The 16,269-nt window shown below is 70.5% G+C and carries 12 protein-coding genes and 1 pseudogene; 8 read left to right on the plus strand and 5 right to left on the minus strand.

From position 1 onward, the window contains the following. Positions 1–29 precede the first annotated feature (29 nt). Both aroK and aroB read left to right on the plus strand, forming a co-directional pair. A complete protein-coding gene (gene aroK, locus LRA98_RS08230; protein ID WP_238633252.1) occupies positions 30–563 on the plus strand; it encodes a shikimate kinase AroK in 534 nt (177 codons plus the stop codon). Positions 564–608: 45 nt separating this feature from the next. Then, positions 609–1,682, plus strand: coding sequence for a 3-dehydroquinate synthase (gene aroB / locus LRA98_RS08235; RefSeq protein ID WP_238633251.1), 1,074 nt, complete (start codon positions 609–611; stop codon positions 1,680–1,682). Positions 1,683–1,694: 12 nt separating this feature from the next. Here aroB and LRA98_RS08240 read toward each other — a convergent pair whose 3' ends face one another. Genes LRA98_RS08240 through LRA98_RS08250 form a run of 3 tightly spaced genes read right to left on the minus strand, consistent with a single transcriptional unit; the run spans position 1,695 to position 5,343 of the window. Further along, positions 1,695–2,858, minus strand: a complete 1,164-nt coding sequence (locus tag LRA98_RS08240; protein ID WP_201173146.1) for a deoxyguanosinetriphosphate triphosphohydrolase — start codon at positions 2,856–2,858, stop codon at positions 1,695–1,697. Further along, entirely contained in the window at positions 2,855–3,976 is a 1,122-nt protein-coding gene (locus tag LRA98_RS08245) for a secretin N-terminal domain-containing protein (RefSeq protein ID WP_238633250.1), read from the minus strand. The genes LRA98_RS08240 and LRA98_RS08245 overlap by 4 nt, the downstream gene beginning before the upstream one ends. After that, positions 3,973–5,343, minus strand: a complete 1,371-nt coding sequence (locus LRA98_RS08250) for a hypothetical protein (protein ID WP_238633249.1) — start codon at positions 5,341–5,343, stop codon at positions 3,973–3,975. Before LRA98_RS08250 ends, LRA98_RS08245 begins: the two co-directional genes overlap by 4 nt. A 158-nt stretch (positions 5,344–5,501) precedes the next feature. Between LRA98_RS08250 and LRA98_RS08255 the strand changes: the two genes are divergently transcribed. Further along, entirely contained in the window at positions 5,502–7,913 is a 2,412-nt protein-coding gene (locus tag LRA98_RS08255; RefSeq protein ID WP_238633248.1) for a penicillin-binding protein 1A, read from the plus strand. A 40-nt stretch (positions 7,914–7,953) separates the two neighbouring features. After that, the gene (locus tag LRA98_RS08260; protein WP_201173137.1) at positions 7,954–8,583 is read left to right on the plus strand and encodes a hypothetical protein; all 630 of its coding nucleotides are present in this window, start codon (positions 7,954–7,956) and stop codon (positions 8,581–8,583) included. A gap of 52 nt (positions 8,584–8,635) precedes the next feature. Here LRA98_RS08260 and LRA98_RS08265 read toward each other — a convergent pair whose 3' ends face one another. Both LRA98_RS08265 and LRA98_RS08270 read right to left on the minus strand, forming a co-directional pair. Next, positions 8,636–9,940, minus strand: a complete 1,305-nt coding sequence (locus LRA98_RS08265; RefSeq protein ID WP_201173135.1) for a citrate synthase — start codon at positions 9,938–9,940, stop codon at positions 8,636–8,638. Positions 9,941–9,991: 51 nt separating this feature from the next. Further along, positions 9,992–10,255, minus strand: a complete 264-nt coding sequence (locus LRA98_RS08270) for a type B 50S ribosomal protein L31 (RefSeq protein ID WP_201243097.1) — start codon at positions 10,253–10,255, stop codon at positions 9,992–9,994. 316 nt (positions 10,256–10,571) lie between these two features. Between LRA98_RS08270 and LRA98_RS08275 the strand changes: the two genes are divergently transcribed. The 4 genes and pseudogenes from LRA98_RS08275 to LRA98_RS08290 form a co-directional block, all read left to right on the plus strand. After that, on the plus strand, positions 10,572–10,946 hold the full coding sequence (locus LRA98_RS08275; protein ID WP_238633247.1) for a magnesium transporter MgtE N-terminal domain-containing protein: 375 nt from the start codon (positions 10,572–10,574) through the stop codon (positions 10,944–10,946). A 120-nt stretch (positions 10,947–11,066) separates the two neighbouring features. Then, positions 11,067–11,810: a DUF1499 domain-containing protein gene (locus tag LRA98_RS08280; protein ID WP_201173110.1), complete on the plus strand. Its 744-nt coding sequence runs from the start codon at positions 11,067–11,069 to the stop codon at positions 11,808–11,810. Between the two features lie 92 nt (positions 11,811–11,902). Then, positions 11,903–14,086: a malate synthase G gene (locus LRA98_RS08285; protein ID WP_238634207.1), complete on the plus strand. Its 2,184-nt coding sequence runs from the start codon at positions 11,903–11,905 to the stop codon at positions 14,084–14,086. A gap of 82 nt (positions 14,087–14,168) precedes the next feature. After that, positions 14,169–16,269: pseudogene (locus tag LRA98_RS08290) on the plus strand (excinuclease ABC subunit UvrA); the annotation flags it as partial.

The raw sequence follows: 16,269 nt of genomic DNA on the forward strand, positions 1-16,269 counted from the left end.
GCCCACACCGGTGGTGGTAAAGTGCCGTCATGGCACACTGGAGAATACCGTCGCGGGTCTTTCTCGTTGGCCCCATGGGTGCCGGCAAGAGCACCGTGGGGCGCGAGCTGGCCACCCTGCTGGGTCTAGAGTTCATCGACAGCGATGCCGCCATCGAGGCGCGCACCGGGGTGAGCATCCCGTGGATCTTCGACCTCGAGGGCGAGGCCGGTTTCCGCGCGCGCGAGGCGACGGTGATCGACGAACTGACCCGCCGGGACGGAGTGGTCGTGGCCACCGGCGGCGGCGCGGTTACCACGCCGGCCAACCGCGACCTGCTCGGCGCGCGCGGCGTGGTGGTCTACCTGTACACCCCGGTCTCGGTGCAGCTGCAGCGCACCCGCCATGACGCCAACCGGCCGCTGCTCCAGAGCGACGACCCCGAGGCGCGGCTGCAGGCCCTGCTCGCCGAGCGTGACCCCCTCTACCGGGAAGTGGCCGACGTGGTGGTGGAGACGACCGGTGGCAGGGCGCGGAGCGTGGCGCGGCGGATCATCGAGGCGTTGCAGGGGCAGGCCTCCTGAGCGTCGGCACCGACGAACGATAGCAGACAGGCAGCAGGAGCGGTCATGCGGACACAATGGGTCGAGCTCGGGGAACGCAGCTACCCGATCTATATCGGTGACGGGATCCTGGAGGGGGGGCTGCTGGCCCGTCACCTGGTGGCGGATCGGGCGCTGCTGGTCAGCAACGAGACCGTAGCCCCGCTGTACGCCGGGCGCCTGGCCGCGCCGGGGGTCGAGGTGCAGTCGGTCACCCTGCGCGATGGTGAGCGCTACAAGACCCTGCAGACCTGTGAGCAGGTCTTCGACGCCCTGATCGAGGGCCGCTTCGACCGCTCGGCCACGGTGGTCGCCCTTGGCGGCGGGGTCATCGGCGATCTGGCCGGCTTCTGCGCCGCCACCTATCAGCGCGGCGTGGGCTACATCCAGGTGCCCACCACCCTGCTGGCTCAGGTCGACTCCTCGGTGGGAGGCAAGACCGGCGTCAACCACCCGCGCGGCAAGAACATGATTGGCGCCTTCCACCAGCCCCGCGCGGTGATCGCCGATACCGGCGTTCTCGCCACGCTCCCGGAGCGCGAGTACAACGCCGGTCTGGCCGAGGTGGTCAAGTACGGCCTGATCCGCGATCCCGCCTTCTTCGACTGGCTCGAGGGCAGTGTCGATGCCCTGCGCCGGCGCGATCCCGAGGCCCTGGCTCACGCCGTGGCCGAGTCCTGCCGCAATAAGGCTGAGGTGGTTGCTGCCGACGAGCGCGAGGCCGGTGAGCGCGCCCTGCTCAACCTGGGCCACACCTTCGGCCACGCCATCGAGACAGAGACCGACTACAGCACCTGGCTCCACGGCGAGGCCGTGGCGGTGGGGATGGTCATGGCGGCACGCATGTCGGTGCGCCTGGGCTGGCTGTCGCGCGACGGGCTGGAGCGCACCACCGCCCTACTCGAGGCCTTTGGACTGCCCACGCAGCCGCCGGCGATCCCCGAGGAGCGCTTCCGCGAGCTGATGAGCGTGGACAAGAAGAATCGCGCTGGTCGGCTGCGCCTGGTGCTCCTGCGCGGCGTTGGCGACGCCGTGGTGACCAGCGAGTTCGCCGCCGAGGCGCTGACGGCCACACTGGCCGAGGCGGTCCGGGCGGGCTGAGCCCGCCGCAGCCTAGGTCAGCTCCTCGGGGCGGAACAGCCGGCGGTACTCCTCGATGGCGAACCGGTCGGTCATCCCGGCGATGTAGTCGGCCACGGCCCGTGCCCGCCCTGGCATGCCGTGGCGGGCCTCGCCGGCGTGGGCCGCATCGCGGGGCTGATCCGGCATCAGCTGCGGGTCGTCGAGGAAGACGTCGAACAGCCCCTGCACCACCACCTGGCTCTTGCGCACCATGCGCGCCACGCGGAAGTGGCGGTAGAGGCGGCGGAACAGGAAGTCCTTCAGGTCCTGGTGCCGCCGGGCCATGTCCGCGCTGAAGCCGATCAGCGGCCCCGGGTGCCGGCGTACCGCTTCGACGTCGGCGGGATCGGCGGCCTCGATGCGTGCCGCGGACTCGCGGATGAGATCCTCGACCTGGACGTTGATCATGCGCCGGACCACCTCGTAGATGGTGCGTCGCTCATCCAGATTGGGGTAGGCCGCCTCGACCTCAGCGAACAGCGGGCCGAGCAGGGTTGTCTCGCGGCACTCGGCGACGCTGATCAGCCCCGAGCGCAAGCCGTCGTCCACGTCGTGGCTGTTGTAGGCGACGCCGTCGCAGACGTTGACCAGCTGCGCCTCCAGCGTTGGCTGGCCGCCGTCGAGGAAGCGCTCGGCCACCGGGCCGAGCTGTCGGGCGCGCTCCACCGGGCAGCGCTTGAGCAGGCCCTCACGGGTCTCGAAGGTCAGGTTGAGCCCGTCGAACTTTGCATAGCGCTTCTCCAGGTCGTCGACCACGCGCAGGGACTGGATGTTGTGCTCGAAGCCGCCGAGCCCCTCCATGCGCTCGGCCAGGGCGTCCTGGCCGGCGTGGCCGAACGGGGTGTGACCCAGGTCGTGGGCGAGGGCGATGGCCTCGACCAGGTCGATGTTCAGGCCGAGGGCTTGGGCGCTGGTGCGGGCGATCTGGCCTACCTCCAGGGTGTGGGTCAGCCGGGTGCGGTAGAGATCGCCGACGTGGTTGACGAAGACCTGCGTCTTGTACTCCAGGCGCCGGAAAGCGCCGCAGTGGATGATGCGGTCGCGATCGCGCTGGAACTCGCTGCGGTGCCCGGGGTGGGGTTCCGCATACTGGCGACCGCGGCTGGCGCTCTCGGTGACGGCGCAGGGGCGTGGCGGGGTGGCGTGCAGGCTCACCGGTCGTCCTCGATTGCTCGGCTGGGGCGGTCAATGTGGGGGCGGGGGCCGGTTTCGTCAACGGCCGCCCCCGGTGGCGCCCCCTCCTCGACCAGGCGCGGCGTCACGAAGACCAGCAGCTCGTGGTGGCTCTGCTCCGATCGGCGCTGGCGGAACAGCCAGCCGACCAGTGGCAGGTCGCCGAGCCACGGCACCGCTTGACGCCGCTCGCGCTGCTCGTGCTCACGCACGCCGCCGAGGACGATGGTCTCGCCGGCCTGCACGCGCAGGCGGGTGGCGACGGCCTGGGTGTCGATGCTCGGCACGCCCTCGTAGATCTGCCCGACGGCGTCCTTGGTCACGCGCAGGCCGAGGTTCACCGCATCCCCGTCGGTCACCTGCGGAGTGGCGGTCAGCGACAGGGAGGCGTCCTCGAAAGCGACCGCGGTGGCGCCGGATTCGGCCGTCTCCTGGTAGGGGATCTGGACGCCCTGCTCGATGCGCGCCGTCTGCCTTTCGGTGGTCAGGACCCGCGGGCTCGAGACCACGCGCCCGTGGCCCTCGGCCTCCATCGCCGAGAGTTCAAGCTGCAGCAGGCGCTCGCCCACCTCGCCTACGGAGACGCTCAGGCGCGCGCCTTCGCCCACCGGAGGCAGGTCGGCGAGTAGCCCGTCGCCCAGGGCGGCTCCCTCACTGCCGGGTAGGGTGTCGAAGGCGAAGTGGCCGTCGCCGCGTTGGCTCGAAAGGCCCAGGCGGCTGCCGAGTTCCCGCGCGTACTCGCCCGAGGCAAGGACGATGCGCGCCTCGATCATCACCTGGCGGTTGGCCCGGTCCAGTTTGTCGATGAGCCGCTCGGCCTCGTCGAGGTGCTCCGGGGTATCGTGCAGGATCAGTGTGTTGGTGCGCTCGTCGACGCTGGCATGGCCGGACTGGGAGAGCACACCGGTCTCCTCGCGCAACAGCTCGGCCAGCTTTCCGGCGTCGGCGTGAACCAGGGGCAGAGTGCGCAGGGAGGCCTCGGCGCCGGTGTCGCCGTCCCCGTCGAGCGGGCCGTGGAACGGGTCGGGCGGCCCGGCGTGCGTGCCGGTGGGGGCAGCCAGCAGCACGGCCGTGACCGCGGGGAGCAGTCGGCGTCTCATGGCTCGTCCTTCGGCGGGTGCAGGACCAGGGTCACCTCGGCCTCGAGCCGTGGTGGTTCGGCGGCGCGCAGACGCAGGTGATCGAGGCCGCGCTGCCGCGGGGCCGCGGCCTCGTCGGCGAGCCAGTCGCGGAGCGCCGCGTAATCGCCGGAGATACGCAGCTGCGCGACGACCCGACCGTCACCGCCCGCTGGGTCCCGTCGCAGGTCCTCGAGGATCAGATCCCGTGCCTCCAGGCTCCGGCTCAGTGCGCCGAGCTGCTCGCGCAGGGGTGTCCCGGGCGCCGCGTCGGGGGCCGGGTCCGGAGGCCGCGGCTCGGCGCGCAGGGAGAGCGAGCGCCGGCCGTTGTCGGTGCGGCGCATCTGCTCCAGCTCGATGTCCTCGAAGCCCGCCTCCTGCAGCGCCGCCAGGTAGCGTTCGGCGCACTCGGGGGCGGCGGCCAGGGCGTCGACGCGCAGCGTGTTGCCGAACTCGACAGCCGTCAGGCGGGCGCGCTCGGGCAGTGCGCCGGCCAGCGTGTCGAGCCACCCGGGGGCCGCGCGCCGGCGTGCGTCTGCGGGGTCGGGGGGTGGATCGGGTGGGGCCGGATCCGCGGCAGGGCTCTCTCGTTCCTCCGGCGGCTGCGGATCCCGCCCGTGGTCGGCGGTGGGCGGCTCCACGGCGGTGTCGGCGCGGTCGCCGGCTCCGGGGACGAGCGTGCTGCCCCAGTGGGCGTGGGCCGCCACCCCCGCCAGGCCGGCGGCCAGCGCAGCGCCGGCGGCGGTGCGCAGGGCGTGCCCGTTGTCGCGGGCGTTCGGGTCCCGCGCGTGGAGCAGGTTGTCCGGCCCCGGGCAGCGGGCCGCCTCGGCCAGGGCCCGGGTCAGTCGGGCTGCCGGGGTGTCTGGCAACGGGGCCGGTGGCGTCCCGGTTGCCCGGGCCAGGGCATCGCGGCTGGTGAGCAGCGCCACCGGCCGCAGGCCAGACTCGTGCAGCAGCGCGCGGGCGGCGTTCAGGTCGGTGTGTCGAGCGGCGAGCAGGCGCGGCCGCCGGCGCTCGTCGCCGAGGCAGTAACGCCAGGCGGAGGCCGGTGCAGGCAGGGCGCGGCGGACGTGCAGGCGCAGCACGGCGCGGTGCTCGGAACGGCGCAGCCCGTCGGGCAGGCGGAGCCGATGGCGCTGCACGCGGCTCTCGGGCACGGCCATCGCGACCCGCGGCCGGCCAGCGTCGAGCCGGCGGCAGGCCGCGCGCAACGCCTCCCGTCGGCCCTCCGCGCCCGTGCCACGGACGGGTTCCGCGGTGTAGGCGTAGTGGCTACGGCGCCGCAGGCAGACGTGCACGGTTCGTCCGGCCACGGCGACGCCGAGCGTCGCGGTGCTGGGCAGGGGCATCCCGTCTCCTCCCTGAGACGCTGGTTCCCGAGCCGCCGCCACCGGTCCCTGGTGCGCGGCGAAGAGCGTCCCCCCACTATAAGGCGGGAACTCGCCCGTTCAAGAGGTGGTCAGTATACTGCCTGCAGAGTTTGCCAAGGCGCATGCGCCCGGTCCCCATGAAGCGATTCCTGCGTACACTTCTCTACACCACCGTCGCCCTGGTCGGTGTCGGCGCTGTCCTGGCCGCGGCGGCCGTGTCCTACGCCGTGTTCGTGCTCGCCCCGCAGCTGCCGGATGCCGAGTCGCTGCGCGACGTGCGCTTCCAGCAGCCGCTGCGTGTCGTCAGCGCCGAGGGTGAGCTCATCGCCGAGTACGGCGAGCAGCGGCGCCAGCCGGAGGATATCGACGATCTCCCCACCGATCTGCTGCTGGCGTTCATCGCCGCCGAGGACGACCGCTTCTACGAACACCCCGGGGTGGACTACCAGGGCCTTGCGCGTGCGGTCGGTCACGTGGTCCGCGAGCGTTCCTTCGGGCCCGGTGGTTCCACCATCACCATGCAGCTCGCGCGGAACTTCTTCCTTTCGCGCGAGGTGACCATCCTGCGCAAGGTCAACGAGATCCTCCTGGCGCTGCAGATCGAGCGCACGTTGTCCAAGGAGGAGATCCTCGAGCTCTACCTCAACAAGATCTACCTGGGCCATCGCGCCTACGGCGTGGCGGCGGCCGCGCAGGTCTACTACGGCAAGGACCCCGACGAGCTCGATCTGGCCCAGATGGCGATGATCGCCGGCCTGCCGAAGGCGCCCTCGGTAGCCAACCCCATCCGCAATCCGCAGCGGGCGCTTCAGCGGCGTGCCTACGTTCTCGGCCGGATGCTCAATGAGGGCTTTATCAGCCCGGAGCGCTATCAGGAGGCCATGGCTGCGCCGATCACCGCCGATTTGCACGCCCCGCGCAGCCGCGTGGACGCTCGCTACGTCGGTGAGATGGTGCGCCGGACCATGACCGAGCGCTACGGGCCCGAGGAGGCCTACACCGGTGGCTACACGGTCTACACCACTATCGAGAAGGACCGTCAGGACGCCGCCAACCGGGCCCTGCGCAGCGGCCTCCGCGATTACGACCGGCGCCACGGCTACCGGGGGCCGGAGGGCAGCGTTGAAGCGGAGCTGGTTGGCGATCCGGCGGCCATGGAGGAGGCACTGACCGCCCACCCGCCCTTCGGAGGCCTGCAGGCGGCCGTGGTGCTCGCCGTGGAGCCCGAGGCGGCGTGGGTCTGGCCGCGTGGCGGGCGCGTGCTACAGGTCGACTTCGAGACCATGGAGTGGGCGCGCCCCTACCGGGATGCCAACCGGCGCGGTCCCGCCCCGGAGGAGGCGGGCGACGTGGTGGAGGTCGGCGATATCGTGCGTGTCGCGCCGCGGGGCGAGGGGCGCGGTGCCCTCAGCGCCGTCCCCGATGTCTCCGGCGCGCTGGTGGCCCAGGACCCGATGGATGGCCGGGTGCGGGCGCTTGCCGGCGGCTTCGACTTCCGGCTCAGTTCCTTCAACCGGGCGGTGCAGGCGCGGCGGCAGACCGGTTCGGTGTTCAAGCCGTTCATCTACTCGGCGGCCCTCGAGAACGGCTACACGCCGGCCACCCTGGTCAACGATGCGCCGGTGGTCTTCCGGGACGATGCCCTAGAGAGCTACTGGCGGCCGGGCAACTACTCGGGCCGTTTCTACGGCCCCACCCGGCTGCGCGAGGCGCTGGTCTTCTCCCGCAACCTGGTCTCGATCCGGGTGCTGCGCGACGTCGGCATCGACCCGACCATCGCTCACGCCGCCCGCATCGGCTTCCCGGCGGAGAGCCTGCCGCGGGATCTCTCCCTGGCCCTGGGCAGCAACAGCGCCACCCCGCTGCAGATCTCCAGTGCCTTTGCGGCCTTTGCCAACGGCGGGTACCGCGTCATCCCCAATGTCATCGAGCGCGTCGAGGACGGCGCCGGCGAGGTGGTCTTCCGGCCGGATTTCCCGGAGGCGTGCGAGCTGTGTCGCGACGACTTGCCCATGGCCTCGGTCCCGGGCGAACGCATCGGCCTGTTCGATTTGCCGCCGCAGGCCGAGCGTGTCCTGCCCGAAGACAACGCATGGCTGATCAGCGACATGCTCTCCGATGTGGTGGAGCGCGGTACCGGCCGAGGGGCCCGGCGGGTGCTCGACCGCGAGGATCTGGCCGGCAAGACCGGCACCACCAACGACCTGCGCGATGCCTGGTTCGTGGGCTACAACCAGGACCTAGTGGCCACGGCGTGGATCGGCTTCGACGACCAGCGCAGCCTGGGCCGGGGCGAGACCGGCGCCACGGCCGCGCTGCCGATTTGGGCGCGGTTCATGTCGGTAGCCCTCGACGGGGTCGAGGAGCGCTCCGTTCCGCGCCCGGACGGTCTGGTCACGGTGCGCATCGATCCGGAGTCCGGGCGCGCGACGAGCTCCGAGAACCCAGAGGCAATTTTCGAGACCTTCCGCGAGGAGACCGTTCCGGTCCGCGAGGACCGCGATCGCCGGCAACGCGACGGCGAGCATTCGGAGCGGCAGCTCTTCTAGGCGGATGGCACCAGCAGACGGCCGGAGCAGGGGGGAAGCCATGGGACGCAGAAGTGCCAACCACCAGCGCGATCAGCGCATGCGGCTGAGCCTGATACGCGAGGCAGCGCGGCTGATGGCCGAGGACGGCGTACGTGATTACTACGCCGCCAAGCGCAAAGCGGCGGAGCGCCTGGGCGCCAGCGACACCCGTAACCTCCCCGGTAATCAGGAGATCCAGGAGGCGCTGCTGGAGTACCACGCCGTCTTCGGTGGCGAGGAGCACGAGGCCGCGCTGCGCCATCTGCGCCGGCGTGCCCTGGAGGCGATGGATTTCTTCGCCGACTTCCGCCCGCGGCTGGTGGGGCCGGTGCTCGCCGGAACCGCCGACGCCGAGTCGCCGGTGCAGCTGCACGTCTTCGCCGATACCCCCGAGACGGTTCTGATGTTCCTCATGGACCGGCGCATCCCCTTCGAGTCCGATGAGCGGCGCCTGCGCTTCGGCCGCGACGGGTGGTCCATCCAGCCGATGTTCCGCTTCCTGGCCGGAGATACCGAGGTGGAGCTGACCGTTTTCTCGGAGGCCGGCCTGCGCGAGCCGCCCCGCAGCGAGGTCCACGGCGGGGCGATGGAGCGCGCCGGCGTTGCTGAGGTGACCGCGCTGCTCGAGGCGGTGGTGGGCGAGGAGTAAGGGGGCGGGGGGCCGCCCGTTGCCGCCGGTGGCGGGGCAACGGGGGTCGAGCTCAATCCTTCCGGCGCTGATCGATGGGGACGTAATCTCGCCGCGCTGCGCCGGTGTAGAGCTGTCGCGGTCGCCCGATGCGCTGCTCCGGATCGGCGACCATCTCGTTCCACTGGGCCAGCCAGCCCGGCGTCCGGCCGAGGGCGAACATCACCGTAAAGAAGTCGGTGGGGATGCTCAGAGCCCGATAGATGATGCCCGAGTAGAAATCCACGTTCGGGTAGAGCTTGCGCTCGACGAAGTAGTCGTCCTGCAGTGCCCGCTCCTCAAGCTCCATAGCCAGCTCGAGCTGCGGGTCGTTCTCGATGCCCAGGTCGTTGAGGACCTCGTGGCAGGTCTTGCGGATGATCCGCGCCCGCGGGTCGAAATTCTTGTAGACCCGGTGCCCGAAGCCCATCAGGCGGAACGGGTCATCCTTGTCCTTGGCCTTTTCGATGTACTTCGGCACCTGGCTGATGTCGCCGATCTCGTGGAGCATGTTCAGCACCGCCTCGTTGGCGCCACCGTGGGCGGGGCCCCACAGGGCGGCGCAGCCGCAGGCGATGGAGGCGAACGGGTTGGTGCCGGTGGAGCTGGCCAGGCGGACCGTGGAGGTCGACGCGTTCTGCTCGTGATCAGCGTGGAGGATCAGCAGCTGATCCAGCGCCCGCGCGTGGATCGGATTGATCTCGTACGGCTCCGTGGGGCGCGAGAACAGCATGTTGAGCAGGTTCTCGGTGTAGTAGAGCCGGTTGAGCGGGTAGACGAAGGGCTCGCCCGCCATGTGCTTGTAGGCCGCGGCGGCGATGGTGGGCATCTTGGCCAGCACGCGGTGGCAGGTGAGCATCCGGTTGCGCGGGTCCCCGAGCTTGATGGCGTCGTGGTAGAAGGCCGACAGCGATGCCACCACGCCGGTGAGCATGGCCATGGGGTGCGCGTTGTAGTGGAAGCCGTCGAAGAAGTCCTTCAACGACTCGTTGATCATGGCGTGCTCGGTCACCGCCCGGTTGAACTGGTCCAGCTCATCCTTGGTGGGCAGCTCACCGTGGAGCAGCAGGTAGGAGACCTCGAGGAAGTTGCTGTTCTCGGCCAGATCCTCAATGGGGTAGCCGCGGTAGAGGAGCACCCCGTTCTCGCCGTCGATGAACGTGATGTCGCTGCGACAGCTCGCCGTCGAGGTGAAGCCGGCATCGTAGGTGAAGTATCCAAACTCTTTGTACAGGTTCTGGATATCGACGACGGCCGGCCCGTGCGTTCCCTCGCGGATGGGCATCTCGACACTGTGGCCGGTGGTGTTGTCGGTGACGGTGACGGTTTTCGACGTCATGATGCCCCTCCGCTGCTGCCCTGGATAACCGCGCTCGGCGCAGTCCGGGGGTTACTGGCTGGAGCTGCCCCGGGTCATGCCGAAGCGCTTGCGGAAGCGGTCGACCTGCCCACCAGAATGGACCACACGCTGCTTGCCGGTGAAGAACGGATGGCTCCGGCTGGAGACCTCGATCTTGACCAGCGGGTACTCGTTGCCGTCCTGCCAGGTGATGGTCTCGTCGGTCTGGACCGTGGAGCGGGTCAGGAAGGAAAAGTCCGTCGAGATGTCTTGGAAAACGACTTCGCGGTACTCGGGATGGATGTCTTTCTTCATGGTGACCCTCTGCGACGTTCAGCCGCGTTCTTGAGCATGTTAAACCGCGGATAGTAGCCGCCGCAGCATAGGGGGTCAAGATGGCCTGCCGGCGCGCCGCAACGCTTGACAGCGGGCGGGTCGCCGCCTAGATTCCACGTCACGTGTCAGCCACACGAGGAGACCGTCATGCCGGACGGTAACGGCAGTACGCCAAGCAACGACGTCGTACCGCGAACCAACGCCCGTCCCGGGGTGCCGGCCGACTGACGGAGTCTCTGCCGTCTCTCTGTCTCCGGTGCCGCGGGTCGGGCACCCGAACACTCAGGAGGCAGAGATGACCATCACCACCGAGCATCAAGACCATGGCCTCGGCGCACCGGCTCGCGCCGAGTATGCAGACTGCCTGCCCGCCGCCGCGGCACGGCGCATCGCACAGATGGCCCCGGCCGAGCGCCCGGCGGCGCTGCGCGCCATGCCGGACGGGGAGAGCCTGGCCACCTTCCTGGAGATGCGCCCCGCTGCGCAGGCGAGCGTGCTCGAGCACATGGACCGAGGCCCGGCCGCCCGCCTGGCCAACCGTCTGCCGTTCAATACGCTGGCCCGCGTGCTTGAGCGCCTGGATCCGGAGTGCCGCGACGAGGTCGTACGCAACCTCCGCCCGCTCAAGCGCAGCCGCGTCGAGACGGTGCTCTCCGGGCGTCTGCAGTAATCCGGCTTGCCGCTCTGGCGGGGGTGCCCCGTCGGGCACCCCCGCGCCGCGGCGCCTGGCTGCGTTTTGTCCTGGCCGTTTCCGGCCGCATAATCGGCCGGAAACCCGGGAGGAAAACCCATGTTCCAGGCGCCTGTATCCCGGCTGGCGACGGCATCCGTCCTGCTTGCAGCCTGCGGGGCCGCGGCGGCCGCGCTGGCCGGCCCCCTCTACCGCATCCAGCTCGTCGAACTCGACCTGGCCCTGGCGATGATCGCCGCCGGCTTCGCTGCCGGTGTGCTCGCCCTTGTCCCCGCCGGTGTCGGTTTCGCCTCCACCTTCGGTCTGCACGGCAAGCGCGGTCGCGGCCGGGCCCTGGCCGGCCTGGCCCTGGGGCTAGGGGTCGCGGTGGTCGCCGGGCCCAAGGTCTACGCCGCCGTCCTCGGTCCCAACCTTCACGATCTGGCCACCGACACCGATGACCCGCCCTCGTATCGGGCCCTCGCCCAGGCCCGAGAGCAGGCCGGCGGTGATCGAGCCTACCCTGGCGGAGAACTGGCCGAACGCCAGGCGGAGGCGCACCCGGATCTCGAGGCGCGCACTTACCCGCAGGATGTCTCGGCCATCCTCAGCGCCGCAGAGAGCGCGGCGCTGAGGCTGGAGTGGACTGTGGCGCGAACCGACATGCAGGGCGGGCTGGAGGCCACCGCACGCAGCTACTGGATGGGTGTCATCCACGATATCGTCGTCCGCGTCGAGGATACCGGTGATCACCGTCGCGTCGACGTGCGCGCCGCCACCCGCGGCGGCGAGGCGGACGTCGGCGGCAACGCCCGGCTGGTCCGCGCGTTCTACGACGAGCTGGAGGCCGAGCTGCAGAACTGAACGGGGCGTCGGTGAGCGGGTGATCAGCCTCACTGGGATGCGTTACTATCGCGGCTTATCCGCGGATCGCGAAGCTGAATAGGGAGACTTCCATGAGCGAACGGGTTCAAGTCGGTGGCCTGCAGGTGGCGCGTGAGCTCTACGACCTGGTGGCCAACGAGATGGTGCCTGGGACCGGCATCGACGCCGACACCGTCTGGGACGAGCTCGGCGGCATCGTCCGCGATCTGAGTCCGCGCAACCGCGAGCTGCTGGAGAAGCGCGAGACCCTGCAGCGGCAGATCGACGAGTGGCACCGCGAGCACCGCGGCCAATTCTCCGTGGCCGATCACAAGGCCTTCCTCGAGCAGATCGGCTACCTAGAACCCGAGACGGAGGAGTTCGAGATCACCACCACCGGGGTCGACCCGGAGGTCGCCACGGTGGCCGGGCCGCAGCTGGTGGTGCCGGTGGATAACGCGCGATTCGCACTCAACGCGGCCAACGCACGCTGGGGCAGCCTGTTCGATGCCCTCTACGGCACCGACATGATCCCCGAGAGTGACGGCCTGGCCAAAGGGAAGACGTACAACCCGGCCCGTGGCAAGCGCGTCATGGAGCTGGCCGCCGAAACCCTCGATGAGGTGGCCCCGCTGGCCCACGGCCTGCACGCCGATGTCACCGCCTACCGCCTGAGCGAGGCGAGCCCGCGCCAGCTGCTGATCACCCTGGCCGACGGCAGCGAGACGGAGCTGGCCGATCCCACCCGCCTTGTCGGCTTCACCGGTGAGCCGCAGCGGCCGGCGACCATCCTGCTGCGTCACAACGGCCTGCATGCCGAGATCGTCATCGACCCCAACGATCCGGTGGGCAAGGATCACCCGGCCGGCGTCAAGGACGTGGTCATGGAGTCGGCGCTAACCGCCATTCAGGATTGCGAGGACTCCGTGGCCGCGGTGGATGCCGAGGACAAGGTCCGTGTCTACCGCAACTGGCTGGGCCTGATGAAGGGCGATCTCGAGACCTCGGTCAGCAAGGGCGGGGAGGCCTTCACCCGGCGGCTCAACGCCGACCGCACCTACACCACGCCGGACGGCGGCTCCCTGACCCTGCCGGGGCGCTCGCTGATGCTGGTGCGTAACGTCGGCCACTTGATGACCACGCCGGCGGTGCTCGACGGCGACGGCAACGAGATCCCCGAGGGCATGCTGGACGCCATGATGACCGTCCTCTGCGCGGTCCACGACCTCAAGGGCCTGGGCCAAGTGCGCAACTCGAAGACCGGCAGCGTCTACATCGTCAAGCCGAAGATGCACGGTCCCGAGGAAGTGGCCCTGACGGTGAACCTGTTCGAGCGCGTCGAGGACGCCCTGGGCCTGGAGCGTGCCACCCTCAAGGTCGGCATCATGGACGAGGAGCGGCGGACCACGGTCAACCTGCGCGCCTGCATCAAGCAGGCCCGGGACCGGGTGATCTTCATCAACACCGGCTTCCTCGACCGCACCGGCGACGAGATCCACACCGCCATGGAGGCCGGCGCCGTGATCCGCAAGGCGGACATGAAGGGGGCATCCTTCATGACCACCTATGAGGACTGGAACGTCGATGTCGGCCTGGCCGCCGGGTTCAAGGGCCGGGCGCAGATCGGCAAGGGCATGTGGCCCAAGCCGGATAAGATGCGCGAGATGTTCGACACCAAGGCGGGCCACCCCAAGGCGGGTGCCAACTGCGCCTGGGTGCCGTCGCCGACGGCGGCGACCCTGCACGCCGTGCACTACCACGAGGTGGACGTCGCCGGCGTCCAGGCCGAGATTGCCCGCGCCGGCTGGCGTTCGGACCTGAACCGGATCCTCACCGTGCCGCTGGCGCCGAGCACCGACTGGAGCGAGGAGGAGATCCAGCAGGAGGTGGATAACAACTGCCAGGGCATCCTCGGCTATGTGGTGCGCTGGATCGACCAGGGCATCGGGTGCTCCAAGGTGCCGGACATCAACAATGTCGGCCTGATGGAGGATCGCGCCACCCTGCGCATCTCCAGCCAGCACGTGGCCAACTGGCTCTACCACGGCGTGGTCAGCGAGGATCAGGTCATGGATAGCCTCCAGCGCATGGCCCGGGTCGTGGACGAGCAGAACGCCGGCGACCCGAACTACCGGCCCATGGCCGAGGACTTCGACGCCAGCGTCGCCTTCCAGGCGGCCTGTGACCTGGTCTTCAAGGGGCGGGAGCAGCCCTCCGGCTACACCGAGCCGGTGCTCCACCGCCGTCGGCAGGAGGCGAAGGCCAAGTACGCCTGATCCCGCCGCCTGAACGACATCCCGTGAACCGTGCCGGCGTCGGCAGCCTCCGGGCTGTCGGCGCCGTCTTGTCTCCGGAAGCATGACCGTGCGCGAACCGATCCGTATCCGCGGCGCCCGCCAGCACAACCTGCAGGGCCTCGATCTCGATCTGCCGGCCGGCGAGCTGATCGTCGTCACCGGGGTCTCCGGCTCCGGGAAGTCGTCGCTCGCCTTCGACACCGTCTACGCCGAGGGGCAGCGGCGCTACGTGGAGACCTTCTCGGCCTACGCCCGGCAATTCCTCGAGCGCATGGACCGGCCACAGGTCGAGCGTATCGAAGGCGTCCCGCCGGCGATCGCCATCGATCAGGTCAATCCGGTGCGCACCTCGCGCTCCACCGTGGGCACGATGACGGAGCTCGCCGACCACCTGAAGCTGCTCTTCGCCCGGGCGGCGCAGCCCTACTGCAGCGGCTGCGGCCGCCCGGTGCGGCCGGATACGCCGCAGTCCATCGCCGACGAGCTCCTCGCCGGCGACGACACGGCGCCATGGCCGGCAGGTACCCGAGTGGCGGTGACCTTCTTCGTGGCCGTGCCTGCCAAGCTCGATCGGGACGAGCTGCGACAGATGCTCTCCAGCCAGGGATACACGCGCATCTATGAGCGTGAGGGTGGTGTCGAGGTGGTTCAGGACCGGTTGCGCCTCGACGGGGCGCGCCGGGGGCGGCTGATCGAGGCGGTGGAGACGGCCCTCGACAAAGGGCGGGGTCGCTGCCAGGTCCGGGCCCTGGGCGAGGACCGTGAGCCGGCGGGCGAGCCGCGGCGCTACTCCGCCACCTTCCACTGCGCCGGGTGCGACCGCGACTACCCGCGGCCGACCTCAGAGCTCTTCTCCTTCAACTCCCCGGTTGGGGCGTGTGACACCTGCCGTGGGTTCGGCCGCAACATGGAGATCGACCCCGACCTGGTCATCCCGGATCCGGGCCTGAGCCTGGCCGAGGGCGCGATCAAACCGTTCCGCGGCGGTGCCTCGGTGGAGTGCCAGCGGGACCTGCTGCGCGCCGCCCGCCGGCGCGGGGTCGCCGAGGATGTGCCTTGGCGGGAGTTGGATGCGGCGGACCGGCAGTGGGTCTGGGACGGCGAGGATCGCTGGGGCCGTTCCGGCAAGTGGTACGGCGTGCGCGGCTACTTCGACTACCTGGAGCGCAAGAGCTACAAGATGCACGTGCGCGTGCAGCTCTCGCGCTACCGCACCTACCGCACCTGTCCGGACTGCCGGGGTGCGCGCTTGGTCCCGGAGGCCCTGGACTTCCGGCTCGGCGGACAGGCCGACGCCGACGCCGTCCTCGCCCCGGAGGAGCGCTTCCGGCCCCGCCACCTGGCGATGGGTGATGCGCTGCTGGCCGGGCTGCCGGGGCTGACCCTGCACGATCTGGCGACCCTGCCCCTGGCCCGCCTGCAGCGTTTCTTCGCCGGGCTGGAGCTGCCGCCGCCGCTGGACGAGGCGGCGGCTACGGTCCTCGACGAGATCCGCAGCCGGGTCGGCTACCTCAACGAGGTGGGGCTCGGTTACCTGACCCTGGACCGGCAGTCGCGCACCCTCTCCGGCGGCGAGGTGCAGCGGATCAACCTGACCACGGCGCTGGGCACTTCGCTGGTCAACACGCTCTTCGTCCTCGACGAGCCGTCCATCGGCCTGCATCCCCGGGATGTGGAGCGGCTGGTGGGGATCCTGCAGCGCCTGCGCGATGCGGGCAACTCGCTGCTGGTCGTCGAGCACGACCCGCAGGTGATGGCGGCCGCCGACCGGATCATCGATATGGGCCCGGGGCCCGGCGAGCGGGGCGGTCAGGTGGTCTTCAACGGTGCCCCGGCGGAGCTCTATGCGGCGGATTCGGCCACGGCGGACTACCTGACCGGCCGCCGGCGGGTCGGCCGTCCGTCCGAGGCGGCTGCGGGTGCCCCCGAGGGCGACGAGGCGACGCTCCGCTTCTCCGCCGCGCCGCCGGGCCCGGCCGAGCGCGCGTCCCTGCGCGCACGGCCGGGGCCCGCCGCCCAGGCGGGGCCCGCCGGGGGGGGTGCCGCGGGGCGGGGCGGGGCCGGGGGTACCGCCGGGGCCCCGGGGGGTGGGGCCACCCGCCCCGCCCGGCCCCCCCCGGCCCCCCGCCCCGGGTTGGCACAAACCCCCCAGGGTTTGGCCA

The sequence above is a fragment of the Halorhodospira sp. M38 genome (assembly GCF_022227985.1).
In the GTDB taxonomy this organism is placed as follows: Bacteria; Pseudomonadota; Gammaproteobacteria; order Nitrococcales; family Halorhodospiraceae; genus Halorhodospira; species Halorhodospira halophila_A.